This is a genomic window from Bacillus sp. NPDC094106, from assembly GCF_044764345.1.
Lineage (GTDB): Bacteria > Bacillota > Bacilli > Bacillales > Bacillaceae_G > Bacillus_A.
The window spans coordinates 21,173-47,008 of sequence record NZ_JBIWHY010000023.1 but is presented as its reverse complement, the minus strand read 5'-3'; the positions used below and the strand labels follow the sequence as shown (position 1 = coordinate 47,008).

Sequence of the window (25,836 nt, the reverse complement as noted above, 5' to 3'; positions counted from 1 at the left end):
TGCATCATATCCATTATAGACAAAAGGGAAAATTCTATACAGAAAAATTACACACGACGACGTTTTGGTGGACGACATCCATTATGAGGAACTGGAGTAACATCTCTAATTGCTGTTACTTCTAGACCTGCAGCTTGAAGAGCACGAATTGCAGCTTCACGACCAGCACCAGGACCTTTTACAGTAACCTCTAAAGTTTTTAAACCGTGCTCCATTGCAGCTTTAGCAGCAGTTTCAGCAGCCATTTGCGCAGCGAATGGAGTAGATTTACGAGATCCACGGAAACCAAGTGCACCAGCACTAGACCAAGAAAGCGCGTTACCGTGAGTATCTGTAAGTGTTACGATTGTGTTGTTGAAAGTAGAACGAATATGAGCTACACCAGCTTCAATATTCTTTTTCACACGTTTTTTACGAGTGTTTGTTTTACGTGCCATTGTTAGTTCAACCTCCTTTACTTATTATTTCTTTTTATTTGCTACTGTACGACGTGGACCTTTACGCGTACGAGCATTGTTTTTAGAGTTTTGACCACGAACTGGTAAACCACGACGGTGACGAAGACCACGGTAAGAACCGATCTCCATTAGACGTTTAATGTTAAGAGATACTTCACGACGAAGGTCTCCCTCAACTTTAATACGATCGATGATATCACGGATACGTCCTAATTCGTCTTCCGTTAAATCACGAACTCGTGTTTCTTCAGAAACACCAGCTTCAGCAAGAATTTTTTCAGCAGTAGTACGACCAATGCCGAATACGTAAGTTAAAGAAATAACAACGCGTTTGTCACGAGGAATATCTACACCTGCGATACGTGCCATTACGAATGCACCTCCTTCTGATTAACCTTGTTTTTGTTTATGTTTAGGGTTTTCACAAATAACCATTACTTTTCCACGTCTACGAATAACTTTACATTTTTCGCAGATTGGTTTAACTGACGGTCTTACTTTCATGTCTCGAACCTCCTTAAAGATTACGGAGTGCTATATTATTTAAAACGGTACGTAATACGACCACGATTTAAATCGTACGGAGATAATTCTACCGTAACTTTGTCTCCTGGTAAAATACGAATGAAGTTCATACGGATTTTACCAGAAACGTGAGCCAATACGACATGCCCATTCTCTAATTCTACTTTGAACATAGCATTTGGCAACGTTTCAAGAACGGTACCTTCGACTTCAATTACATCATCTTTAGCCATTCAATAGTTCTCCCTTCTTCAAATCAGTAACATTTTACACTGTTCTGAAATCCCGGAGAGCCAGCTACTTATAAAGTGGTAAGGATTTCGTATCCTGCTTCTGTAAGAGCAATCGTGTGCTCGAAGTGGGCACACCATTTACCATCTACCGTTACCACTGTCCAGTCATCAGATAGTGTTTTTACATATCGTCTTCCTTGGTTCACCATCGGCTCAACACAGATGACCATTCCCGGCTTTAATCTAGGACCTTTATTTGGTGGACCATAGTGCGGGATTTGTGGGTCTTCATGTAAGTCTTGCCCGATTCCGTGACCAACATACTCCCTAACGATCGAGAACCCATTATCTTCAGCATACGTTTGAACCGCATGTGAGATATTTGATAATCTCTCGCCTGGTTTTACTTGTTCTAGACCAAGATACAACGATTTTTCTGTGACATCAAGTAGCTTTTGAACAGATTCAGAAATGTTTCCTACTGGATACGTCCATGCAGAATCTCCATGGTACCCATTGTATTTCGCACCAATATCGATACTGATGATATCGCCTTCTTGGAGCTTGCGCTTTCCTGGAATCCCATGTACAAGCTCTTCATTTACAGAAGCACAGATGCTTCCCGGAAATCCGTTGTATCCTTTAAAAGATGGCGTAGCACCATATTTTCGAATCGTCTTTTCCGCTATTTGATCGAGCTCTTTCGTTGTAATTCCTGGAGCAATATGCTTTTTCAACTCTTGATGAGTTAAAGCAACGATCTTGCCAGCTTCTCGCATGATTTCTATCTCGCGAGGAGTTTTGCAAATGATCATTACGCTAAGCCTCCGATGAGAACATCGATATCAGCAAATACTTTATTGATATCTTGCTCACCATTAATGCTTTGTAAGTAACCAAGCTCCTCGTAGAAATCAAGCAAAGGTTTTGTTTGCTTAATATTTACTTCTAAACGATTTGCTACAGTCTCTTCATTGTCATCAGAGCGTTGATATAATTCGCCACCACATTTATCGCACACGTCAGCTTTTGCTGGCGGATTAAATTCTAAATGGTAAGTCGCACCGCACTCTTTACAAATGCGACGGCCTGTAAGACGTTTTAATAGCAATCCTGAATCCACATTAATGTTTAAAACATAGTCGATTTTTTTGCCAAGATCTTTCATAATCTCTTCAAGCGCAGATGCCTGTGCAACTGTTCGTGGGAAACCATCTAGTAAGAAGCCTTTAACGCAGTCTTCTTGACTTAGACGTTCACGAACGATTCCGATTGTAACTTCATCTGGAACAAGCGCACCTTTATCAATAAAGGACTTAGCTTGTAAACCCAGTTCAGTTTCAGCCTTCATAGCTGCACGGAACATATCACCTGTTGAGATGTGAGGGATGTTATACTTGGCAACAATCTGCTCGGCTTGTGTACCTTTACCGGCACCAGGAAGCCCCATTAAAATTAAGTTCATCTTTGTTCCCCCTCATAATGAGCATGTAGGGAAGACACTTCTTCCCACTTACTCACTGCTTGATAAACCCTTTGTAATGGCGTTTTACCAGTTGGCTTTCTAGCTGCTTCATTGTTTCTAAAGCAACGCCGACAACGATTAACATACTCGTTCCACCAATCTGTGCAGATGGAGGAAGGTTCCCCAGCTTGGTAAATATGACTGGAAGAATTGCAATCGCTGCTAGGAAAATAGATCCTACAAAGGTCAAACGATACAAGATTTTTGTTAGATATTGTTCTGTATTCTTACCCGGACGAATACCAGGAACATATCCACCTTGTTTGTTTAGATTCTCTGCCATTTGCTCTGGATTAACCTGAACAAATGCATAGAAATATGCGAAAGCTACAATGAGCGCTACATATATAATCATTCCCACAGGGTGAGAATAGTTAAAGTTTGCAATAATCCACTTCGATATATCATGATTCGGGAAGAACTGTGCAATAGTTGGAGGTGTAATTAAGAATGAAACAGCAAAAATTACTGGAATAACACCCGCACTATTTACCTTAAGCGGTAAATGTGTGTTTTGTGCTCCAGTATAACTACCATTTCCTCCTGTTACACGCTTCGCATATTGAATTGGGATCTTTCTAACAGCTTGTTGGATGAAAATAACACCCACAACAACCGCTAGCACAGCTAGTAAAACCAATACGACTTTAACGATACTCATGAACAGTTGATCTCCGACATTTTGAAACTGTTGTAAGTATACTTGATGTAATACATTTGGGATCGCCGCGGCAATACCACCAAAGATAATAATGGAAATACCATTTCCTACACCTTTAGCGGTAATCTGTTCACCTAACCACATTAAAAATGCAGTACCAGCAGTCAGTACCGTTGCAATGTATAAATAAGTGCTCCAACCTGGATTCAAAATTAACTGGCCACCTGCCATACCGTTAAAACCGATTGACATACCAAACGCCTGAATAAACGCAAGAACAATCGTAAAGTAACGCGTGAATTGTGTTAATTTACGACGGCCCATTTCGCCTTGCTTCGACCATTCCGAAAATTTAGGAACAACATCCATCTGCAATAATTGCACGATGATGGATGCTGTAATATACGGCATGATTCCCATCGCGAAGATGGAGAAGTTTTTCAAAGCGCCACCGCCAAATGTATTTAGGATTCCTAATGCATTTAACTGATCTTGTGCTTTCAGTACATCTCCATTTGTGAATGGCACTGGGATAAACGTGCCAATCCTGAATACGATTAACATCGCTAAAGTGAATAATATTTTACGTCTTATCTCAGCAACGCGCATAAAGTTGGAGATTGTACGAAACATTAGATCACCTCAACTGTTCCACCAGCTGCTTCAATTGCTTCTTTAGCACTTGAAGAGAACTTGTGCGCTTTAACAGTTAATTTTTTCTCTACAGCTCCGCGTGCAAGAACTTTAACACCGTCGTTTAATTTGCTGATAACGCCAGTTTCCAGCAATAATTCAGGTGTTACTTCTGTACCATCTTCAAAACGATTTAACGTTGCTAAGTTTACGATAGCAAACTCTTTACGGTTAATGTTTGTGAAGCCGCGTTTTGGTAAACGACGGAATAGTGGAGTTTGACCACCTTCAAAGCCAAGACGAACACCGCCACCAGAACGTGCGTTTTGTCCTTTATGACCTTTACCAGCAGTTTTACCGTTACCAGAACCGATACCACGACCGACACGGTTACGTACTTTACGAGAACCTTCTGCAGGTTTTAATTCATGAAGTTTCATTCCCAGGCACCTCCTTATATTAATGAGTTATCCTTAAGCTTCTTTTACAGTTACAAGGTGAGAAACTTTGTTGATCATACCAAGAATAGCAGGAGTTTCTTCCTTAACTACAGTTGAATTCAACTTTTTAAGACCTAAAGCTTCTACCGTCGCACGTTGATCTTGTGGACGACCAATTACACTACGAGTGAGGGTAATTTCTAACTTTTTCGCCATTTGTTTTCCCTCCTTCTTAACCTAGTAGCTCTTCTACAGATTTACCGCGTAATTTTGCAACATCTTCAGCACGCTTAAGTTCGCTTAATCCGTTCACAGTAGCGCGAATCATGTTAATTGGTGTGTTAGAACCAAGAGATTTCGAAAGAATATCTTGTACACCAGCTAATTCAAGAACCGCACGAACTGGTCCACCAGCAATAACTCCAGTACCTTCAGCAGCAGGTTTTAAGAATACTTCACCAGCTCCAAAATGACCGTTGATTGTGTGTGGAATTGTTGTACCAACTAATGGTACTGTGATTAAGTTTTTCTTAGCGTCTTCGATAGCTTTGCGAATTGCGTCTGGTACCTCTTGTGCTTTACCCGTACCGAATCCAACATGACCGTTTTTATCGCCAACTACAACTAGTGCAGCAAAGCGGAAACGACGACCACCCTTAACAACTTTCGCGACACGATTTATCGTAACTACACGTTCTTCAAGTTCTAATTTACTTGGGTCAATGCGATGCATCAATTTTCCCTCCTTTGACCATTAAAATTGTAATCCAGCCTCACGAGCAGCTTCAGCTAGAGCTTTAACACGGCCATGGTATAAGTAACCACCGCGATCAAATACTACTTCTTTAACGCCTTTCTCTACAGCACGCTTAGCAACTGATTCTCCAACTTTCGTAGCAGCTTCAATATTGCTAGTACCGTTAAGAGCAAGGTCTTTATCAAGAGTAGATGCACTTACTAATGTTACACCATTTACATCATCAATAACTTGAGCGTAAATATGTTGATTAGAACGGAACACATTTAAACGTGGACGTTCTGCAGTACCAGTAAGTTTAGCACGTACGCGTGCATGTCTTTTCTTACGAGTCGCATTTTTATCAGCTTTAGTGATCATTCTTGTCACTCCTTTCTCTCACCTAACGGGTTTACTTAGCAGTTTTACCTTCTTTACGACGAACAACTTCGCCTTCGTAACGAATACCTTTGCCTTTATATGGCTCTGGAGCACGTACAGCACGGATGTTAGCAGCAAATTCGCCAACACGTTGCTTGTCGATACCTTTAATTACGATTTTAGTTGGTGCAGGTACTTCAACTTCAAGTCCTGCTTCCGGAGTCATTTCTACTGGATGAGAATAACCTACGCTTAATACAAGTTTATCACCTTGTTTTTGAGCACGGTAACCAACACCGACTAATTCAAGTCCGCGTGCGAAACCTGTAGTTACACCTTCAACCATGTTTCCGATTAAAGCACGAGTTGTACCGTGTAATGCACGGTGTTCCTTCTGTTCAGATGGACGCTCAACTGTTAGTGTATTTTCTTCAATTTTGATAGACATATCAGCATTGAAAGTACGAGTTAATTCACCTTTAGGGCCTTTTACTGTTACAGTATTGTCTTCTGCAACTGTGATAGTAACACCTGCAGGGATTTCAAGAATCTTTTTACCAATACGAGACATGTGGTCACACCTCCGTTCGTTTTAAATATATATTACCAAACGTATGCTACTACTTCTCCACCAGTTTGTAATTGACGAGCATCTTTGTCTGTCATTACTCCCTTAGATGTAGAAACAAGAGCGATACCTAATCCGTTAAGTACACGTGGTACTTCGTCAGCTTTAGCGTAAACGCGTAAGCCCGGTTTACTGATACGTTTTAATCCAGTGATTACACGTTCATTGTTTGCACCATATTTCAGGAAAATACGAAGGATACCTTGTTTGTTATCCTCGATGTATTCTACATCACGAATGAAACCTTCACGTTTTAAAAGTTCAGCAATCTCTTTTTTGATTTTAGAAGCAGGAACCTCTAATTTCTCATGACGTACCATGTTCGCATTACGGATGCGAGTAAGCATATCTGCAATTGGATCTGTCATCACCATGTGTTTTACCTCCTTCCCATTTGTGGGTTTTACCAACTAGCTTTTTTAACACCAGGAATTTGACCTTTATATGCAAGTTCACGGAAACAAATACGGCAAAGTTTAAATTTGCGGTATACAGAATGCGGACGACCGCAGCGTTCGCAACGTGTATACTCTTGTACTTTAAACTTAGGAGTACGCTTTTGTTTCGCAATCATAGATTTTTTAGCCACGTTTTCGCCTCCTCTACTTAGCGTTGGCTTCCATTATTTTTGGAATGGCATACCGAATTGTGTTAAAAGTTCACGAGCTTCTTCATCAGTTTTCGCTGTAGTAACGATTACGATGTCCATACCGCGGACTTTGCTTACTTTATCATAATCAATCTCAGGGAAAATAAGTTGCTCTTTAACACCTAACGTATAGTTACCACGACCATCAAAAGATTTCTTAGATACACCACGGAAATCACGTACACGTGGTAAAGAAACAGCTACTAATTTGTCGAAGAACTCATACATTTGCTCACCGCGTAAAGTAACTTTCGCACCGATAGGCATACCTTCACGAAGACGGAAACCTGCGATAGATTTCTTCGCGCGAGTGATAACAGGTTTTTGACCTGTGATTTGAGTTAATTCCTCTACAGCATTGTCTAATGCTTTAGAGTTTGCTACCGCATCACCAACACCAGTGTTGATAACGATCTTTTCGATCTTCGGTACTTGCATTACAGATTTATAGTTAAACTTGCTCACTAGAGCAGGAGTAACTTCCTTTTGGAACTTCTCTTTAAGGCGATTCAATGAAGTGACCTCCTTTCTTAAGAAAATTATTTATCTAATAATTCACCAGATTTTTTTGCAATACGAACTTTTTTACCATCTTCTACTTTGAAGCCTACACGAGTAGGTTCGCCTGTTTTCGGATCTAATACCATAACATTAGAAACGTGAATAGGTGCTTCTTTCGTAATAATTCCACCTTGTGGATTTAATTGAGATGGCTTAGAGTGTTTCTTAACGATGTTAACACCCTCAACGATAACACGGTTTTGCTTTGGGAAAGCCACAAGGATAACACCTTGTTTTCCTTTGTCTTTACCAGTGATTACCTGTACTTTATCACCTTTTTTTACATGCATCTTAATTCTGCACCTCCTTAGCAAGGCAATACCTTAAATTATAGAACTTCTGGAGCTAAAGAAACGATCTTCATGAAGTTGCTATCACGTAATTCACGAGCTACTGGTCCAAAGATACGAGTACCACGTGGGCTCTTATCGTCTTTGATGATAACCGCTGCGTTTTCATCAAATTTAATGTAAGAACCGTCCGTACGACGAGCTCCGCTCTTCGTACGTACCACTACTGCCTTAACAACGTCACCTTTTTTAACAACGCCACCTGGTGTTGCTTGTTTTACCGTAGCAACGATAATATCACCAATGTTAGCATATTTACGACCAGAGCCGCCTAATACTTTAATTGTTAAAAGTTCACGTGCACCAGAATTGTCAGCAACTTTCAAACGAGATTCTTGTTGGATCATGTTATGAAACCTCCCTTCGGACTAAAAATTCCGATTCGTCTATTTAGATAATAACCGCTTCTTCAACGATTTCAACTAAACGGAAACGCTTAGTAGCAGAAAGCGGGCGAGTTTCCATGATTTTTACGATATCGCCAATTTTTGCTTGGTTTTGCTCATCATGGGCTTTGTACTTTTTAGAATACTTAACACGTTTTCCGTACAAGGAATGAGTTTTGTAAGTTTCAACTAAAACTGTAATCGTTTTGTCCATTTTGTCAGACACTACACGACCAGTATAAACTTTGCGTTGGTTACGTTCGCTCACTATGCAAACCTCCCCTCAATTTATCGATTAATTCCGATCTCTCTTTCACGAACTACAGTTTTCATACGAGCAATCGCTTTACGCACTTCACGGATGCGAGTTGGATTCTCTAATTGTCCTGTAGCAAGTTGGAAGCGAAGATTAAACAACTCTTCCTTTAAAGCTTTAACTTTTGTTTCGATTTCGGCAGTGGTTAATTCACGAATATCATTAGTTTTCATTAGATTCACCACCATTTTCTTCACGTTTTACGAATTTACATTTCACTGGTAATTTGTGAGCTGCAAGACGTAAGGCTTCGCGTGCTACCTCTTCAGATACACCCGCGATTTCGAACATAATTTTCCCAGGTTTTACTACTGCTACCCAGCCTTCTGGTGCCCCTTTACCGGAACCCATACGTACTTCTAGAGGTTTTGCAGTGTAAGGCTTAGAAGGGAAAATTTTAATCCATACTTTACCGCCACGTTTCATGTAACGAGTCATTGCACGACGAGCAGCTTCGATTTGACGGTTTGTAATCCATGAAGCAGCTTGTGCTTGTAAACCGAATTCACCGAAAGCAATTTCAGCTCCACCTTTTGCACGACCACGCATTTTACCACGATGCTCTCTACGATATTTTACGCGTTTAGGCATTAACATATTATTTTCCTCCTTCCTCAGAAGCTTTCTTTTTTGTAGGAAGGACTTCTCCACGGTAGATCCATACTTTTACGCCTAATTTACCGTATGTTGTATCAGCTTCAACTGCTGCATAGTCAATATCAGCGCGAAGTGTATGAAGTGGAACAGTTCCTTCACTGTAAGATTCTGCACGAGCGATATCAGCTCCGCCAAGACGACCAGAAACCTGTGTTTTAATACCTTTAGCTCCTGCACGCATAGCACGTTGAATTACTTGCTTCTGTGCACGACGGAAAGATACACGGTTTTCTAATTGACGAGCGATGTTTTCGCCTACTAATTTAGCGTTAAGATCAGCTCTCTTAACTTCTAAGATGTTGATGTGTACACGCTTGCCTGTTAATTGGTTAAGTGCTTTACGAAGCGCTTCAACTTCTGTACCACCTTTACCAATTACCATACCAGGTTTTGCAGTGTGAATTGTAACATTTACACGATTTGCTGCACGTTCGATTTCTACTTTAGCAACAGCAGAATCTTTTAAGCGTACAGTAATGTACTCACGGATTTTGATGTCTTCATGTAATAATGTAGCGTAATCTTTTTCAGCGAACCAACGAGATTCCCAGTCACGGATAACACCGACACGAAGACCAATTGGATTAACCTTCTGACCCATCGATTATCCCTCCTTCTTTTCTGATACCACAACTGTAATGTGGCTTGTGCGTTTGTTAATTTGGCTTGCACGACCCATTGCACGTGGACGGAAACGTTTTAACGTAGGACCTTCGTCAACGAAAACTGTTTCAACAACTAGGTTGTTAATGTCCATTTCGTAATTGTGCTCTGCATTTGCGATTGCAGATTTTAAAACTTTCTCTACAACTGGAGAAGCAGTTTTTGGTGTGTGGTTAAGGATAGCAATCGCTTCACCCACTTGCTTACCTCGGATTAAGTCTACAACTAAACGAACTTTACGAGGAGCAATACGAACTGTTCTCGCTACTGCTTTAGCTTGCATTGAAGTGCCTCCTCTCATTATCTTCTAGTTTTCTTATCGTCAGCAAGGTGACCTTTGTACGTACGAGTTGGTGCGAATTCACCTAACTTATGGCCAACCATATCCTCAGTGATGTACACAGGTACGTGTTTACGACCATCATATACAGCAATTGTATGACCGATGAACTGAGGGAAGATTGTTGAACGACGAGACCAAGTTTTAACAACTTGTTTTTGCTCAGATGCAACTAATTTTTCCATTTTGTTCATTAAGTGCTCATCAACAAATGGTCCTTTTTTTAAGCTACGAGCCATTGTGGTGCCTCCCTTCGTGATTGGCGTACGGTTCTAGAAATGAACCGTACTACAATCCCATTATTTTTTACGACGACGAACGATAAATTTATCAGACGCTTTATTTTTCTTACGAGTCTTGAATCCAAGAGTTGGTTTACCCCATGGAGACATTGGAGACTTACGTCCGATTGGAGAGCGTCCTTCACCACCACCGTGTGGGTGATCAACTGGGTTCATTACAGAACCACGAACTGTTGGGCGCTTACCTAACCAGCGAGAGCGACCTGCTTTACCGATTTTGATAAGTTCATGTTGTTCGTTACCTACTTGACCAACTGTAGCGCGACAAGCAGATAATACTAAACGCACTTCACCAGAAGTTAAACGTACAAGTACGTATTTTCCTTCTTTACCAAGTACTTGAGCAGATGTACCAGCAGAACGAACTAATTGTCCGCCACGACCAGGCTTAAGCTCGATGTTATGAACAACAGTACCTACTGGAATGTTGATTAATGGTAATGCGTTACCGATTTTAATGTCAGCTTCAGCGCCAGACATAACTTCCATACCTACTTCTAAGTTTTTAGGAGCAAGGATGTAACGTTTTTCACCGTCAACGTAGTTAATTAATGCGATATTCGCAGAGCGGTTTGGATCGTATTCGATCGTAGCAACGCGTCCTGGAATTCCATCTTTGTTACGTTTAAAGTCGATGATACGGTATTGACGCTTATGTCCGCCACCTTGGTGACGTACAGTAATTTTACCTTGGTTATTACGACCAGCCTTTTTGCTTAAAGGCGCAAGTAAAGACTTTTCCGGTCTGTCAGTCGTAATTTCAGCGAAATCATTCGTTGTCATATTACGACGACCGTTAGTAGTTGGATTATACTTTTTAATTGCCATCTCAATTTCCCTCCTTCTTTAGTAAGAATTAAACACCTTGGAAGATTTCGATTTCTTTGCTGTCAGCAGTTAGCTTAACGATTGCTTTACGACGACGGTTAGTAAAACCAGCGTGACGACCAACGCGTTTTGCTTTCGGCTTGTAGTTCATGATATTTACTTTGTCTACATTAACACCAAAGATCGCTTCTACAGCATCTTTAACTTCTGTTTTATTAGATTTAACGTCCACATCGAACGTGTATTTTTTTTCAGCCATCATTTCCATAGAACGTTCAGTGATAACTGGGCGCTTAATGATATCACGAGGATCTCTCATTATGCAAGCACCTCCTCTACTTTTTCCACTGCCGCTTTTGTCATGATTAGCTTATCATGATGAAGCACGTCTAAAACGTTTACGCCATCAGCAGTGATTACTGTTACTCCAGGAATATTGCGAGCAGATAACTCTACAGATTCGTTTGCATCAGCAGTTACGATAAGAGCTTTCTTTTCAACAGTTAATCCTTTAAGTACTGCTACCATGTCTTTTGTTTTTGGTGCATTTAACACTAGGTCTTCAAGAACTACAATGTTGTTCTCAACTACTTTAGTAGCTAATGCAGATTTAATAGCTAAGCGACGAACTTTCTTAGGAAGTTTGTACGCATAGCTTCTTGGTGTAGGTCCGAATACCGTACCACCACCACGCCATTGAGGAGAGCGGATAGAACCTTGACGAGCACGTCCAGTTCCTTTTTGACGCCATGGTTTACGACCACCACCGCGCACTTCAGAGCGAGTTTTTACTTTGTGTGTACCTTGACGTAAAGATGCACGTTGCATCATTACAGCTTCGAAAAGTACAGCTTCATTTGGTTCGATACCGAAAATAGCTTCAGCTAATTCGATTTCACCAACCTGTGAACCAGTTTGGTTATATACAGTAACTTTTGGCATTGGAATTCCTCCTTCCTATTGTGAATTATTTACTAACCTTCACAGCGCCTTGAACAACTACAAGAGATTTCTTAGCACCTGGAACGTTACCTTTTACTAGTAATAAGTTGCGCTCAGCGTCAACTTGAACGATTTCTAAGTTTTGGATTGTAACTTGGTCTCCACCCATACGTCCAGCAAGTTTTTTACCTTTGAATACACGGTTCGGAGCAACTGGGCCCATTGAACCAGGACGACGGTGATAGCGAGAACCATGAGACATAGGTCCGCGAGATTGTCCGTGGCGTTTAATAACACCTTGGAAACCTTTACCTTTAGAAATTCCTGTTACGTCAACGATTTCACCTGCAGTGAAAACTTCAACTTTTACCTCTTGACCAACCTCTAATCCGTCCACGTCTGCATCGCGGATTTCGCGAATGAAGCGCTTAGGAGTAGTAGATGCTTTAGCAGCGTGGCCTTGTTCAGGTTTGTTAGTTAACTTTTCACGTTTATCGTCAAATCCTAACTGAATTGCATTATAGCCGTCAGTTTCTGTTGTTTTCTTTTGAAGAACAACGTTTGGAGTCGCAGCGATTACTGTTACTGGGATTAACTCACCGTTTTCAGCAAATACTTGAGTCATACCGATCTTTCTTCCTAAGATTCCTTTGGTCATGAGTTACACCTCCTACATTTTTAAGTTATATGAATTATAGTTTGATTTCGATATCTACACCAGATGGTAAATCTAAACGCATTAATGAATCTACTGTTTGCGGAGTAGGACTCACGATGTCGATTAGACGTTTGTGCGTGCGCATTTCGAATTGCTCACGAGAATCTTTGTACTTATGAACAGCACGAAGAATTGTGTAAACAGTTTTTTCAGTTGGTAATGGGATCGGACCAGAAACTGTTGCCCCAGAACGCTTAGCTGTTTCTACAATTTTCTCAGCTGACTGATCAAGAATACGGTGATCGTAAGCTTTTAAACGGATACGGATTTTTTCTTTTGCCATTATTTTCCCTCCTTCGTTCGCCTATTTCTAAAATAGACCTTCTCCATGGAAATTTCCCCACACCATGCCATGGCAAAGCGGCCGGGTGTGTCAGCAACCTTCCACTTCATCGCAGTCAAAGACCAACATTGTCTATTATACAATGTTATTCGTCTAGATGCAAGCATCTTTTTGTTTGCATCTACTTTTCTCTACTTTTGCTATTATACATGGCACTTTAAAGAATTTCAAGTTTTCATCTGTCACAATTCTTTTTACAGTTTTTGGATTATCTATTTTTACGATTTATATACTATAGAAGAAACTCGTCAAAAATTAAAAAACACTCTTTCTTCTATATATAAAAAACCCAAGGGAAAATCCCTTGGGTTTCATATATCAGTTGAGATTACTCAACGATAGTTGCAACTACGCCATAACCTACAGTACGTCCACCTTCACGAATAGAGAACTTAGTTCCCTCTTCGATTGCGATTGGAGCGATAAGTTCGATAGTCATTTCGATGTTGTCACCAGGCATTACCATTTCAGTACCTTCTGGTAATTGGATGATACCAGTTACGTCAGTTGTACGGAAGTAGAATTGCGGACGGTAGTTAGCGAAGAATGGAGTGTGACGTCCACCTTCTTCTTTAGATAAAACGAAAACTTCAGCTTTGAATTTAGCGTGAGCTTTTACAGAGCCAGTTTTAGCAAGAACTTGTCCACGTTGGATGTCTTCACGAGCAACCCCACGAAGTAAAGCACCGATGTTGTCTCCAGCTTGAGCTTGGTCAAGAAGCTTACGGAACATTTCTACACCAGTTACAGTTGTAGTAGCATTCTCTTCAGCAAGACCGATGATTTCTACTACGTCACCAACTTTAACTACACCGCGCTCTACGCGACCAGTTGCAACTGTACCACGACCTGTGATAGAGAATACATCCTCGATAGGCATTAAGAATGGTTTGTCAGTTTCACGTTCTGGAGTTGGGATGTAAGCATCAACTTCAGCCATTAATTCGATGATTTTTTCTTCCCACTCAGCTTCGCCTTGAAGAGCTTTAAGAGCAGAACCTTTAACTACAGGGATGTCATCGCCTGGGAAGCCATATTCAGATAATAGATCGCGAACTTCCATTTCTACTAATTCTAATAATTCTTCGTCGTCTACCATGTCGCATTTGTTTAAGAATACAACGATGTAAGGAACACCTACTTGACGAGAAAGAAGGATGTGCTCACGTGTTTGAGGCATTGGGCCATCAGCAGCAGATACTACTAAGATACCGCCGTCCATTTGAGCAGCACCAGTGATCATGTTTTTAACATAGTCAGCATGTCCTGGGCAGTCAACGTGTGCATAGTGACGAGTTTCAGTTTCGTACTCAACGTGTGCAGTTGAGATTGTGATACCGCGCTCTCTTTCTTCTGGAGCAGCATCGATTTGGTCGTATCCGCGTGCTTCAGCACCACCAGCTTTTGCAAGAACTGTAGTGATCGCAGCAGTTAATGTAGTTTTACCATGGTCAACGTGGCCGATTGTACCGATGTTAACATGGGGTTTAGAACGTTCGAATTTAGCTTTAGCCATTCTAAATTCCTCCTTAGTTTATATAGGTTATTTTATATTTAGACTAGAAAGTGAGACTTAAGCCTCACTTTCTAAGCTTACATAAGTAGTTATACTTGAACAATCGATAAAAATCAATTATTCACCTTTATTTTTTTTAATAATTTCTTCTGAAACAGACTTTGGTACTTCTTCATAATGATCAAATGTCATTGAGAATGTTCCGCGTCCTTGAGTGTTAGAACGTAATGACGTTGCATAACCGAACATTTCAGAAAGTGGAACCATAGCGCGAACAACTTGTGCGTTACCGCGAGCTTCCATACCTTCTACACGTCCACGACGAGATGTTACGTCACCCATAATGTCACCCATGTACTCTTCAGGAATTACAACTTCAACTTTCATCATTGGCTCAAGAATTACTGGGCTACATTTAGAAACCGCAGCTTTAAGCGCCATAGATGCAGCGATTTTGAACGCCATCTCAGAGGAGTCAACATCATGGTAAGATCCGTCAACTAATGCAGCTTTAATGTCAACTAGTGGATAACCAGCTAGTACACCATTTTTAAGTGCATCTTCAAGACCTGCTCCAACAGCTGGGATGTATTCACGTGGAACTACACCACCGACGATCTTGTTTTCGAATTCGAATCCTTTACCTTCTTCATTAGGTTCAAACTCAATCCAAACGTGACCGAATTGTCCACGACCACCAGATTGACGAGCGAACTTACCTTCAACTTTCGCAGCAGCGCGGAAAGTCTCACGGTATGCTACCTGAGGAGCACCAACGTTTGCTTCTACTTTGAATTCACGGCGCATACGGTCAACGATGATATCAAGGTGAAGTTCACCCATACCAGCGATGATTGTTTGGCCAGTTTCTTGGTCAGTGTGAGCACGGAATGTTGGATCTTCTTCAGAAAGCTTAGATAATGCTGTACCCATTTTATCTTGGTCAGCTTTAGATTTTGGTTCGATAGCTACAGAAATTACTGGCTCTGGGAATTCCATAGACTCAAGGATAACAAGGCTCTTCTCGTCACAAAGAGTATCACCAGTAGTAGTATCTTTTAAACCTACAGCAGCAGCGATGTCACCAGCGTAAACTGTTGAAATCTCTTCACGGCTGTTTGCGTGCATTTGTAGGATACGACCTACACGCTCACGCTTACCTTTAGTTGAGTTTTTCACGTATGATCCAGAGTTTAACACACCAGAGTACACACGGAAGAATGTTAACTTACCAACATAAGGGTCAGTCATGATTTTGAATGCTAATGCTGCGAAAGGCTCTTCATCGCTAGAATGACGTTCTACTTCTTCGTCTGTATCTGGAAGAGTACCTTTAATAGCAGGTACATCTAATGGAGACGGTAGGTAGTCGATAACTGCATCTAACAGAATTTGAACACCTTTATTTTTGAATGCAGAACCACAGATTACTGGGAAGAATTCAACAGAAGTTGTAGCCTTACGGATACCAGCTTTAAGCTCTTCTACAGTGATTTCTTCACCTTCTAGGTACTTCATCATCATTTCTTCATCAAGCTCAGCTACCGCTTCAATAAGTTTTCCACGGTATTCTTCAGCTAGTTCTTTGTGCTCTTCAGGAATTTCAACACGCTCGATGTCTGTTCCTAAATCGTTACCGTACATGTAAGCACACTCTTCAACAAGGTCAATGATACCATTGAACTCGTCCTCAGCACCGATTGGTAACTGAATTGGGTGTGCGTTTGCTTGTAAACGATCGTGGATTGTTCCTACAGAGTATAAGAAATCTGCACCGATTTTATCCATTTTGTTAACGAATACGATACGAGGTACGCCGTAAGTAGTAGCCTGACGCCAAACAGTTTCTGTTTGTGGTTCTACACCAGATTGTGCATCAAGTACTGCTACCGCACCATCAAGTACGCGTAAAGAACGTTCTACTTCTACTGTGAAGTCTACGTGTCCTGGAGTGTCAATGATGTTTACACGGTGACCTTTCCATTGAGCTGTAGTTGCAGCAGAAGTAATTGTGATACCACGCTCTTGCTCTTGCTCCATCCAGTCCATCTGAGATGCACCTTCGTGAGTTTCACCGATTTTATGAATACGGCCTGTATAGTACAGGATACGTTCAGTTGCTGTTGTTTTACCAGCATCGATGTGAGCCATGATACCAATATTACGAGTGTTTTCTAAAGAGAACTCTCTTCCCATTTGGTGTCTTGCTCCTTCCATATATGGATTGGATTATTTTTATTTTAAGTAGCAAAAAAGCCACTTTATTTTGTTACATATGTCAGTATGTTCAGTACCCTCATTATGTAAAACGAGCGCCCATTGAAAGGGAGAGGCATTCTCCCTCTCCACACTTCCATAAGCGACAAATAAAGCGGTTTATGCTTACAATTTATTTTACGTTGAATCCTACCAACGGTAATGAGCAAATGCTTTGTTAGCTTCTGCCATTTTATGAGTGTCTTCACGTTTCTTAACAGATGCACCAGCATTGTTAGCTGCATCTAAGATTTCGTAAGCTAAACGCTCTTCCATAGTTTTTTCACCACGAAGACGAGCGTAGTTTACTAACCAGCGAAGACCTAAAGTTGTACGGCGTTCTGGACGAACCTCAACTGGAACTTGGTAGTTAGCACCACCAACACGACGAGCGCGTACTTCAAGAACAGGCATGATGTTCTTAAGAGCTTGCTCGAATACTTCCATTGGTTCTTTACCAGCACGTTCACGAACGATATCGAACGCGTTATAAAGAATTGTTTGAGATTTACCTTTTTTACCGTCAACCATCATTTTGTTGATTAGGCGTGTTACAAGTTTAGAATTGTACATTGGATCTGGTAACACGTCACGTTTCGCAACAGGTCCTTTACGAGGCATATTGAGTTCCTCCTTTCATTTTAAGTTTATTATTTTTTAGCAGGTTTTGGTCTCTTAGTACCATATTTAGAACGTCCTTGCATACGTTTGTCAACACCAGCTGTGTCAAGCGCACCACGAACGATGTGGTAACGTACCCCTGGTAAATCCTTTACACGACCACCGCGAATTAATACTACGCTATGCTCTTGTAGATTATGACCGATACCTGGGATGTAAGCAGTAACCTCGATACCGTTTGTTAAACGTACACGAGCGTATTTACGTAACGCTGAGTTCGGTTTCTTTGGAGTCATTGTACCAACACGAGTACATACACCACGTTTTTGAGGTGCAGAGATATCAGTTGATTTTTTCTTTAAAGAGTTGAAACCTTTGTTTAACGCAGGTGATTTAGATTTCCATACTTTATCAGTACGACCATTTCTCACTAATTGGTTAATAGTAGGCATTTGATTTATCCTCCCTTCGCATGTTTGTATGACCACATATCCAGGTGGTTCATTATTAGTTGAAAACAAAGTTTTTGCAAGGGAGAGCAAATGCTCTCTCCTCACAAAAACAGTTTTAACTTATTATTCCTATTGCTGAAGCTCCTACTTGAATCCCCGAAGCTTTTCCAAGCTTACGAACTGATTCAACTTTGGTTATGGGCACGTTATGTTGCAACGCAGTGCGAGCAATAATATGGGTTAACCGCATATCAGCATCTTCTGCAATGACAACTTCTTTAACTGTACCATTTTTGATTGCTTCCAATGTCCGTTTATGACCAACGACTACATTTTCAGCATTTGATACTTTTTGATAAGACATATACATATCCTCCAAAGCATCGTTCAGGAGCAACCTTGCTTATAGTAACATTTTGACTCATACAATGTCAACTAGGATTATCTGTTTTTATACAAAATTTACGACGGAAAATTTTACTGTTCCACGTAAACTTCATCGTTTTCTACATTCATGTCGTCTTGTGTTGTTTTAACAAGATCGACTTTACGATAACGATTCATACCAGTTCCAGCAGGAACAAGTTTACCGATAATAACATTTTCTTTCAATCCTAGAAGCTCATCGCGCTTGCCTTTAATTGCTGCATCTGTTAGAACGCGAGTTGTTTCTTGGAACGACGCTGCTGATAAGAATGAATCTGTTTCAAGCGAAGCTTTCGTAATACCAAGAAGAACTGGTCTCGCTGTTGCTGGCTGTTTACCTTTAAGCAGTACTTTTGCATTCGCATCAGTAAACTGATGGATATCCAGTAATGTTCCAGGTAATACATCTGTTTCGCCCGCATCGCTTACACGAACTTTGCGAAGCATTTGACGTACCATTACCTCTACGTGCTTGTCACCAATTTCTACCCCTTGCATACGGTATACTTTTTGAACTTCACGTAGTAAGTATTCTTGAACTGATGTAATATCTGTTACTTTTAGTAATTCTTTCGGATCAATAGAACCTTCTGTTAACTCTTTTCCGTGACTAATTTGTTGTCCTAGAGCTACTTTCAGACGAGCACCGTAAGGAATTGCATACGTGCGAGCTTCAACCTCACCCTGTACAACAACCTCTTGACGATCTTTAACATCGTTGATCGCCGCGATAACACCGTCGATTTCACTGATAACTGCCTGACCTTTCGGATTACGAGCTTCGAAGATCTCTTGGATACGAGGTAAACCTTGTGTGATATCATCTCCGGCAACCCCACCTGTATGGAATGTACGCATCGTTAACTGTGTACCTGGCTCACCGATAGATTGAGCTGCGATAATACCTACCGCTTCCCCTACTTCTACGTCTGTTCCAGTTGCTAAGTTACGACCGTAACATTTCTTACATACACCATGGCGAGTGTTACATGTAAACGCTGAACGGATGTTTACTGTTCCCACACCTGAGTTTTCAACGATGTGAGCGATATCTTCAGTAATTAATTCATTTTCACGAACTAATACTTCACCTGTTTCAGGATGTTTTACAGTTTTTCTTGCAAAACGTCCAACAAGACGATCATATAATGACTCGATAACTTCATTACCCTCTTTAATCGCACCAATTAGTAAACCACGATCTGTTCCACAATCATCTTCACGGACGATTACATCTTGTGCAACGTCTACAAGACGACGTGTTAAGTAACCAGAATCGGCAGTCTTAAGTGCTGTATCGGCAAGACCTTTACGCGCACCATGCGTAGAGATGAAGTACTCAAGTACTGTTAAACCTTCACGGAAACTTGATTTGATTGGAAGTTCGATGATACGACCAGATGGGTTGGCCATCAAACCACGCATACCAGCAAGCTGAGTGAAGTTCGATGCGTTACCACGGGCACCAGAGTCACTCATCATAAAGATTGGGTTGCGCTTATTCAAGGATTTCATCAGTTTTCCTTGGATAACATCTTTCGCATTACTCCAAATAGAGATAACGCGATCGTAACGTTCTTCTTCCGTGATTAAACCGCGACGGAATTGTTTAATTACTTTATCTACTTTTGCTTGTGCTTCGTGGAGAATTTCATCTTTTTCACCTAATACAAGAATATCTGCTACCCCAACTGTAATACCAGCTTTTGTAGAATGTTTAAATCCTAAGTTTTTCATACGGTCAAGCATGCGAGACGTTTCTGTAATTTGGAAACGTTTAAACACTTCCGCAATGATGTTACCAAGGATTTTCTTGCTAAATGGTGCCACTTCTTCGCGACTAGCAATAATCTCTCTAATGTTCGCACCTTTTTCAACGAAATACTCCGCTGGTGTTTCTTTTTCAAGGTTTGAATTTGTTGGCTCGTTAATATAAGGGAACGACTTCGGTAAGATTTCGTTAAATATTAATTTACCAACTGTTGTTAATAGAAGCTTGCTCTTTTGCTCTTCAGTAAATGTTTCATTGTTATTCACTGAGCTTGCAGCAACTGCGACACGAGTATGAAGATGTACATATCCATTTTGGTACGCAAGCACTGCTTCATTTGTATCTTTGAACACCATACCTTCACCAATTGCACCCTCACGCTCAAGTGTTAGGTAGTAGTTACCTAATACCATATCCTGAGATGGTGTAACAACTGGTTTTCCATCTTTCGGGTTCAAGATGTTTTGTGCCGCTAACATAAGAAGACGCGCTTCAGCTTGTGCTTCTGATGATAACGGAACGTGAACCGCCATTTGGTCACCGTCAAAGTCCGCGTTGTATGCAGTACATACAAGTGGATGAAGACGGATTGCGCGTCCTTCTACTAATGTAGGTTCGAACGCTTGGATACCAAGACGGTGAAGTGTTGGAGCACGGTTTAGAAGTACTGGATGCTCTTTAATCACAGATTCTAAAACATCCCAAACTTCAGGTTGTACACGCTCGATTTTACGTTTCGCACTCTTAATGTTGTGTGCTAACCCTTTTCCCACTAACTCTTTCATAACGAAAGGTTTGAACAGTTCAAGCGCCATTTCTTTTGGTAATCCACATTGGTACATCTTTAAGTTCGGTCCTACAACGATTACAGAACGACCAGAGTAGTCAACACGTTTACCTAATAAGTTTTGACGGAAACGTCCCTGTTTACCTTTCAGCATGTGAGATAGTGATTTTAACGGACGATTACCTGGTCCAGTAACTGGACGACCACGGCGGCCGTTATCGATTAACGCATCTACAGCTTCTTGTAACATACGTTTTTCGTTTTGAACGATAATGCTTGGTGCACCTAAGTCCAATAGACGTTTTAAACGGTTGTTACGATTAATTACACGACGGTATAGGTCGTTTAAGTCAGAAGTTGCAAAACGTCCACCATCTAACTGTACCATTGGACGTAGTTCTGGTGGGATAACTGGAAGAACATCTAAAATCATCCAAGATGGCTGATTTCCAGAGTTACGGAATGCTTCTAATACTTCTAGACGTTTAATAGCACGAGTACGACGTTGTCCTTGTGCTGTTTTTAATTCTTCTTTTAAGAAGTCTACTTCTTTATCTAAATCGATGTCTTGTAATAGCTTCTTAATCGCTTCTGCGCCCATAGCAGCTTGGAATGTGCTACCATATCGATCACGATATGCACGGTATTCTTTTTCAGAAAGCAATTGCTTCTTATCAAGTGGTGTATCTCCACTTTCTGTTACAACATAAGAAGCGAAATAAATTACTTCTTCAAGCGCGCGAGGGGACATGTCTAAGACAAGTCCCATGCGGCTCGGGATACCTTTGAAATACCAAATATGAGATACAGGAGCAGCTAATTCAATATGACCCATACGTTCACGACGAACTTTCGCACGCGTTACTTCAACGCCACATCGATCACAAACTACACCTTTATAACGTACACGTTTATACTTTCCGCAATGACATTCCCAGTCCTTTTGTGGTCCAAAAATACGCTCACAGAACAAGCCATCTTTTTCAGGCTTTAATGTACGATAGTTAATTGTTTCTGGTTTCTTAACTTCACCATATGACCAAGAGCGAATCTTGTCAGGTGAAGCAAGTCCAATCTTCATATATTCAAAGTTATTTACATCTATCAAGGGGCCTACCTCCCTTTTAGTCTACAGGTTATCCCAATTATTCCTTAGTTGCCTCAACTTCGATATTTAATTTGTCTGCGGATTGCTGTTCATCATCTTCCGTATCACGCATTTCAATTTCTGTATCGTCGCTAGACATCATTTTAACGTCCATACCTAAACTTTGCAGTTCTTTAATCAATACTTTGAATGATTCTGGAACGCCTGGTTCTGGAACATTTTCGCCTTTAACAATTGCTTCGTATGTCTTAACGCGGCCGACAACATCGTCAGACTTCACTGTTAAGATTTCTTGAAGAGTATAAGCAGCACCGTAAGCTTCAAGTGCCCAAACCTCCATCTCACCGAAACGTTGTCCACCGAACTGTGCTTTACCTCCAAGAGGTTGTTGCGTTACAAGTGAGTATGGTCCAGTAGAACGAGCATGAAGTTTATCGTCAACCATGTGCGCAAGCTTAATCATGTACATGACACCAACTGATACACGGTTGTCGAATGGTTCACCAGAACGTCCATCATATAGAATCGTCTTCGCGTCATTCGCCATACCAGCTTCCTCAATTGTACCCCATACATCTTCCTCACGAGCACCATCGAATACTGGTGTTGCAACATGGATGCCAAGGTATCTTGCTGCCATACCAAGGTGAAGCTCTAATACCTGACCGATATTCATACGAGATGGTACCCCTAATGGGTTCAACATGATATCGATTGGTGTGCCATCTGGTAAGTACGGCATGTCTTCTTCCGGTAAAATACGGGAGATAACACCTTTGTTACCGTGACGACCGGCCATCTTGTCACCTTCAGAAATTTTACGTTTTTGAACAATATATGCACGTACAAGTTGATTTACACCTGGTGGCAACTCATCGCCATCTTCACGGTTAAATACTTTTACGTCTAAGATAATACCGCCACCACCATGTGGTACACGTAGTGATGTATCACGTACTTCACGCGCTTTCTCACCGAAGATTGCATGTAATAAACGTTCTTCTGCTGTTAATTCCGTTACACCTTTTGGTGTTACTTTACCAACAAGTAGATCTCCGTCTTTTACTTCAGCACCGACACGAATAATACCGCGCTCGTCAAGGTTGCGAAGTGCATCTTCCCCAACGTTCGGAATATCACGTGTGATTTCTTCTGGTCCAAGCTTCGTATCACGAGCTTCTGATTCATATTCTTCAATATGGATAGAAGTGTACACATCATCTTTTACAAGGCGCTCACTCATAATGATCGCATCCTCGTAGTTATAACCGTCCCATGTCATAAAGCCAACAAGCACGTTACGTCCAAGTGCTAGTTCACCTTTTTCCATAGAAGGACCATCCGCAAGGATCTCACCTTTTACAACTTGATCGCCAACACTTACGATTGGACGTTGGTTGTAACATGTTCCTTGGTTAGAACGAATGAATTTCAACATTTTGTAGCGATCTAAATCGCCTTTTACTTTTTGACCGTCAACTTCTACATAGCGACGTACCCAAACTTCACGTGCTTCTACGCGTTCAACAACACCAGGGTGTTTACAAATTACTGCAGCACCTGAGTCTTTTGCTGATACATACTCCATACCTGTACCTACAATCGGAGATTCCGGATTCATTAACGGAACCGCCTGACGTTGCATGTTCGCACCCATAAGTGCACGGTTGGAGTCATCGTTTTCTAAGAACGGTATACAAGCTGTCGCTGCGGACACTACTTGTTTTGGAGATACATCCATGTAGTCGATACGTTCTTTATTTGTGACAATGTTTTCACCACGGAAACGAGCTACGATATCTTCATCAAGGAATTCTCCTTCTTCAGATAACTTCATATTCGCTTGGGCTACAACATAATTATCTTCTTCATCTGCTGTTAAGTAATCAACATGGCCCGTTACACGACCAGTTTCTGGATCAACACGACGGTATGGTGTTTCAATGAAACCAAACTCATTTACTTTCGCGAAGGAAGATAACGAGTTAATCAAACCGATATTTGGTCCCTCTGGCGTTTCAATCGGACACATACGACCATAGTGAGAATAGTGAACGTCACGTACTTCAAAGCCTGCACGCTCACGTGTTAAACCACCGGGTCCTAATGCAGATAGTCTTCGTTTATGTGTTAACTCTGCTAATGGATTCGTTTGATCCATGAACTGAGATAACTGAGAACTTCCGAAGAACTCTTTAATAGATGCAATAACCGGACGAATGTTAATTAACGCCTGCGGTGTAATTGCATTTGTATCTTGGATCGACATTCTCTCACGAACAACACGTTCCATACGAGAAAGACCGATACGGAATTGGTTTTGTAATAGTTCCCCTACAGAACGCAGACGACGATTTCCTAAATGGTCAATATCATCTGTATCCCCTACTTTGTATAGCAGGTTAAAGAAGTAACTAATAGAAGCAAGAATATCACCTGGTGTGATGTGTTTTATGTCACGAGTGATGTTTGCATTCCCAATTACATTGATAGAACGTTCACCGTCTGACTCTGGAGCATAAATCTTAATAGATTGCAGCTCAACATCGCCTTCTACCACTCCACCCATTGGTTTCGCTGTTTTGAATCCAATGTTTTTCTCTAAGTAAGGTAAAATGCGATCTAGTGTACGGCGATCTAAGACTGTTCCTTCTGCCGCTAAAATCTCTCCAGTTTCTGGATCTACTAATGTTTCAGCTAAGCGTTGGTTAAACAATCTGTTTTTAATGTGTAGCTTTTTGTTGATCTTATAGCGACCTACATTTGCTAAATCATAGCGCTTTGGATCAAAGAAACGCGAAACAAGCAAGCTTTTTGCATTTTCTACTGTTGGTGGTTCACCTGGACGTAGACGCTCATAAATTTCAAGCAATGCTTTTTCTGTGCTGTCTGTGTTGTCTTTTTCTAGCGTATTGCTTAAGTATTCGTTATCACCTAAAAGCTCGGTGATTTCTTGATCAGAGCCAAACCCTAATGCGCGTAACAAAACAGTTACAGGAAGTTTACGCGTACGGTCGATACGCACATATACAACATCCTTAGCATCTGTTTCATACTCTAACCAAGCTCCGCGGTTTGGAATTACAGTAGCAGTAAAACCACGCTTTCCGTTTTTATCCACTTTGCCACTATAGTATACGCTTGGAGAGCGAACTAACTGGGAAACGATAACACGTTCTGCACCGTTAATTACGAATGTTCCAGTCTCTGTCATGAGTGGGAAATCTCCCATGAACACATCTTGTTCTTTTACTTCACCAGTTTCTTTGTTGATTAGACGAACTTTCACACGAAGTGGTGCTGCGTACGTCACATCACGCTCTTTGCATTCTTCTACAGAGTATTTCGGTTCACCTAAACTGTAGTCGATAAATTCAAGCGATAGATTTCCCGTAAAGTCTTCAATCGGAGAAATGTCTTGGAACATTTCTCGCAAACCCTCATCAAGAAACCACTGATAAGAAGAGGTTTGAATTTCGATAAGATTTGGTAACTCTAATACTTCACTAATACGGGCATAACTTCTTCGTTGGCGGTGGCGTCCGTATTGAACTAGTTGACCTGTCAACTGCTTCACCCCTCAAATCATGAGTATTATAAATGCACAAAAAAATTGTGCAAAAT

General features: G+C 41.1%; 35 protein-coding genes. All 35 read right to left on the bottom strand.

Annotated features, from left to right (window positions below; all coding sequences use genetic code 11):
- Nucleotides 1–47 precede the first annotated feature (47 nt).
- Nucleotides 48–437: a 30S ribosomal protein S11 gene (gene rpsK / locus ACIQ7L_RS24635; protein ID WP_000101799.1), complete on the bottom strand. Its 390-nt coding sequence runs from the start codon at nt 435–437 to the stop codon at nt 48–50.
- A 24-nt stretch (nt 438–461) separates the two neighbouring features.
- Nucleotides 462–827 (bottom strand): 30S ribosomal protein S13, encoded by a 366-nt coding sequence (gene rpsM / locus ACIQ7L_RS24630; RefSeq protein ID WP_000090789.1) that lies wholly within the window; start codon nt 825–827, stop codon nt 462–464.
- 21 nt (nt 828–848) lie between these two features.
- The gene (gene rpmJ, locus ACIQ7L_RS24625) at nt 849–962 is read right to left on the bottom strand and encodes a 50S ribosomal protein L36 (protein ID WP_000868344.1); all 114 of its coding nucleotides are present in this window, start codon (nt 960–962) and stop codon (nt 849–851) included.
- A 35-nt stretch (nt 963–997) separates the two neighbouring features.
- The gene (gene infA / locus ACIQ7L_RS24620) at nt 998–1,216 is read right to left on the bottom strand and encodes a translation initiation factor IF-1 (RefSeq protein WP_001029884.1); all 219 of its coding nucleotides are present in this window, start codon (nt 1,214–1,216) and stop codon (nt 998–1,000) included.
- 68 nt (nt 1,217–1,284) lie between these two features.
- Nucleotides 1,285–2,031: a type I methionyl aminopeptidase gene (gene map / locus ACIQ7L_RS24615; protein ID WP_097898925.1), complete on the bottom strand. Its 747-nt coding sequence runs from the start codon at nt 2,029–2,031 to the stop codon at nt 1,285–1,287.
- The gene (locus ACIQ7L_RS24610; protein ID WP_097898926.1) at nt 2,031–2,681 is read right to left on the bottom strand and encodes an adenylate kinase; all 651 of its coding nucleotides are present in this window, start codon (nt 2,679–2,681) and stop codon (nt 2,031–2,033) included. Before ACIQ7L_RS24610 ends, map begins: the two co-directional genes overlap by 1 nt.
- A gap of 52 nt (nt 2,682–2,733) precedes the next feature.
- On the bottom strand, nt 2,734–4,035 hold the full coding sequence (gene secY, locus ACIQ7L_RS24605; RefSeq protein WP_400572384.1) for a preprotein translocase subunit SecY: 1,302 nt from the start codon (nt 4,033–4,035) through the stop codon (nt 2,734–2,736).
- Nucleotides 4,035–4,475 carry a 50S ribosomal protein L15 gene (gene rplO / locus ACIQ7L_RS24600; protein ID WP_400572382.1) on the bottom strand — a complete coding sequence of 147 codons (441 nt, stop codon included), beginning with the start codon at nt 4,473–4,475 and terminating at the stop codon, nt 4,035–4,037. The genes secY and rplO overlap by 1 nt, the downstream gene beginning before the upstream one ends.
- Nucleotides 4,476–4,508: 33 nt before the next feature.
- The gene (rpmD, locus tag ACIQ7L_RS24595; protein ID WP_001085234.1) at nt 4,509–4,691 is read right to left on the bottom strand and encodes a 50S ribosomal protein L30; all 183 of its coding nucleotides are present in this window, start codon (nt 4,689–4,691) and stop codon (nt 4,509–4,511) included.
- Nucleotides 4,692–4,707: 16 nt separating this feature from the next.
- Nucleotides 4,708–5,208, bottom strand: a complete 501-nt coding sequence (gene rpsE / locus ACIQ7L_RS24590; protein ID WP_003194373.1) for a 30S ribosomal protein S5 — start codon at nt 5,206–5,208, stop codon at nt 4,708–4,710.
- Between the two features lie 21 nt (nt 5,209–5,229).
- Nucleotides 5,230–5,592, bottom strand: coding sequence for a 50S ribosomal protein L18 (gene rplR, locus ACIQ7L_RS24585; protein ID WP_000628816.1), 363 nt, complete (start codon nt 5,590–5,592; stop codon nt 5,230–5,232).
- Nucleotides 5,593–5,623: 31 nt separating this feature from the next.
- Complete coding sequence (rplF, locus tag ACIQ7L_RS24580) at nt 5,624–6,163, bottom strand: 50S ribosomal protein L6 (RefSeq protein WP_003194369.1); 540 nt, start codon at nt 6,161–6,163, stop codon at nt 5,624–5,626.
- Between the two features lie 32 nt (nt 6,164–6,195).
- Nucleotides 6,196–6,594, bottom strand: coding sequence for a 30S ribosomal protein S8 (gene rpsH / locus ACIQ7L_RS24575; RefSeq protein WP_000245511.1), 399 nt, complete (start codon nt 6,592–6,594; stop codon nt 6,196–6,198).
- A 29-nt stretch (nt 6,595–6,623) separates the two neighbouring features.
- Entirely contained in the window at nt 6,624–6,809 is a 186-nt protein-coding gene (gene rpsN, locus ACIQ7L_RS24570) for a 30S ribosomal protein S14 (RefSeq protein WP_001085700.1), read from the bottom strand.
- A 33-nt stretch (nt 6,810–6,842) separates the two neighbouring features.
- Nucleotides 6,843–7,382: a 50S ribosomal protein L5 gene (gene rplE, locus ACIQ7L_RS24565; RefSeq protein ID WP_400572380.1), complete on the bottom strand. Its 540-nt coding sequence runs from the start codon at nt 7,380–7,382 to the stop codon at nt 6,843–6,845.
- 26 nt (nt 7,383–7,408) lie between these two features.
- Nucleotides 7,409–7,720 (bottom strand): 50S ribosomal protein L24, encoded by a 312-nt coding sequence (rplX, locus tag ACIQ7L_RS24560; protein ID WP_000558201.1) that lies wholly within the window; start codon nt 7,718–7,720, stop codon nt 7,409–7,411.
- Between the two features lie 38 nt (nt 7,721–7,758).
- Complete coding sequence (rplN, locus tag ACIQ7L_RS24555; protein WP_061129083.1) at nt 7,759–8,127, bottom strand: 50S ribosomal protein L14; 369 nt, start codon at nt 8,125–8,127, stop codon at nt 7,759–7,761.
- Between the two features lie 43 nt (nt 8,128–8,170).
- The gene (gene rpsQ / locus ACIQ7L_RS24550) at nt 8,171–8,434 is read right to left on the bottom strand and encodes a 30S ribosomal protein S17 (protein ID WP_016116954.1); all 264 of its coding nucleotides are present in this window, start codon (nt 8,432–8,434) and stop codon (nt 8,171–8,173) included.
- Nucleotides 8,435–8,454: 20 nt separating this feature from the next.
- Nucleotides 8,455–8,655, bottom strand: coding sequence for a 50S ribosomal protein L29 (gene rpmC, locus ACIQ7L_RS24545; protein ID WP_000855718.1), 201 nt, complete (start codon nt 8,653–8,655; stop codon nt 8,455–8,457).
- On the bottom strand, nt 8,645–9,079 hold the full coding sequence (gene rplP, locus ACIQ7L_RS24540) for a 50S ribosomal protein L16 (protein WP_016116953.1): 435 nt from the start codon (nt 9,077–9,079) through the stop codon (nt 8,645–8,647). Before rplP ends, rpmC begins: the two co-directional genes overlap by 11 nt.
- Before the next feature lies 1 nt (nt 9,080).
- A complete protein-coding gene (gene rpsC, locus ACIQ7L_RS24535) occupies nt 9,081–9,740 on the bottom strand; it encodes a 30S ribosomal protein S3 (protein ID WP_000529958.1) in 660 nt (219 codons plus the stop codon).
- Nucleotides 9,741–9,743: 3 nt separating this feature from the next.
- Complete coding sequence (gene rplV / locus ACIQ7L_RS24530) at nt 9,744–10,085, bottom strand: 50S ribosomal protein L22 (protein ID WP_003194358.1); 342 nt, start codon at nt 10,083–10,085, stop codon at nt 9,744–9,746.
- A gap of 17 nt (nt 10,086–10,102) precedes the next feature.
- Complete coding sequence (gene rpsS, locus ACIQ7L_RS24525; protein WP_042981373.1) at nt 10,103–10,381, bottom strand: 30S ribosomal protein S19; 279 nt, start codon at nt 10,379–10,381, stop codon at nt 10,103–10,105.
- Nucleotides 10,382–10,441: 60 nt separating this feature from the next.
- On the bottom strand, nt 10,442–11,272 hold the full coding sequence (rplB, locus tag ACIQ7L_RS24520; RefSeq protein WP_006093109.1) for a 50S ribosomal protein L2: 831 nt from the start codon (nt 11,270–11,272) through the stop codon (nt 10,442–10,444).
- A 28-nt stretch (nt 11,273–11,300) separates the two neighbouring features.
- A complete protein-coding gene (gene rplW, locus ACIQ7L_RS24515) occupies nt 11,301–11,591 on the bottom strand; it encodes a 50S ribosomal protein L23 (protein WP_003194353.1) in 291 nt (96 codons plus the stop codon).
- Complete coding sequence (gene rplD / locus ACIQ7L_RS24510; RefSeq protein ID WP_001127261.1) at nt 11,591–12,214, bottom strand: 50S ribosomal protein L4; 624 nt, start codon at nt 12,212–12,214, stop codon at nt 11,591–11,593. Before rplD ends, rplW begins: the two co-directional genes overlap by 1 nt.
- Nucleotides 12,215–12,239: 25 nt before the next feature.
- The gene (gene rplC / locus ACIQ7L_RS24505) at nt 12,240–12,872 is read right to left on the bottom strand and encodes a 50S ribosomal protein L3 (protein WP_400572375.1); all 633 of its coding nucleotides are present in this window, start codon (nt 12,870–12,872) and stop codon (nt 12,240–12,242) included.
- A 34-nt stretch (nt 12,873–12,906) separates the two neighbouring features.
- Nucleotides 12,907–13,215: a 30S ribosomal protein S10 gene (rpsJ, locus tag ACIQ7L_RS24500; protein ID WP_001040596.1), complete on the bottom strand. Its 309-nt coding sequence runs from the start codon at nt 13,213–13,215 to the stop codon at nt 12,907–12,909.
- 388 nt (nt 13,216–13,603) lie between these two features.
- Nucleotides 13,604–14,791, bottom strand: coding sequence for an elongation factor Tu (tuf, locus tag ACIQ7L_RS24495; RefSeq protein ID WP_400572373.1), 1,188 nt, complete (start codon nt 14,789–14,791; stop codon nt 13,604–13,606).
- A gap of 117 nt (nt 14,792–14,908) precedes the next feature.
- Nucleotides 14,909–16,987: an elongation factor G gene (fusA, locus tag ACIQ7L_RS24490; RefSeq protein ID WP_400572371.1), complete on the bottom strand. Its 2,079-nt coding sequence runs from the start codon at nt 16,985–16,987 to the stop codon at nt 14,909–14,911.
- Between the two features lie 210 nt (nt 16,988–17,197).
- On the bottom strand, nt 17,198–17,668 hold the full coding sequence (rpsG, locus tag ACIQ7L_RS24485; protein ID WP_003194344.1) for a 30S ribosomal protein S7: 471 nt from the start codon (nt 17,666–17,668) through the stop codon (nt 17,198–17,200).
- Between the two features lie 29 nt (nt 17,669–17,697).
- Complete coding sequence (rpsL, locus tag ACIQ7L_RS24480; protein ID WP_001142341.1) at nt 17,698–18,120, bottom strand: 30S ribosomal protein S12; 423 nt, start codon at nt 18,118–18,120, stop codon at nt 17,698–17,700.
- A gap of 115 nt (nt 18,121–18,235) precedes the next feature.
- Entirely contained in the window at nt 18,236–18,484 is a 249-nt protein-coding gene (locus ACIQ7L_RS24475; protein ID WP_097898938.1) for a ribosomal L7Ae/L30e/S12e/Gadd45 family protein, read from the bottom strand.
- A 113-nt stretch (nt 18,485–18,597) separates the two neighbouring features.
- Nucleotides 18,598–22,212 carry a DNA-directed RNA polymerase subunit beta' gene (gene rpoC, locus ACIQ7L_RS24470; RefSeq protein ID WP_400572368.1) on the bottom strand — a complete coding sequence of 1,205 codons (3,615 nt, stop codon included), beginning with the start codon at nt 22,210–22,212 and terminating at the stop codon, nt 18,598–18,600.
- A 37-nt stretch (nt 22,213–22,249) separates the two neighbouring features.
- Nucleotides 22,250–25,780: a DNA-directed RNA polymerase subunit beta gene (rpoB, locus tag ACIQ7L_RS24465; RefSeq protein ID WP_097898940.1), complete on the bottom strand. Its 3,531-nt coding sequence runs from the start codon at nt 25,778–25,780 to the stop codon at nt 22,250–22,252.
- Nucleotides 25,781–25,836: the final 56 nt, after the last annotated feature.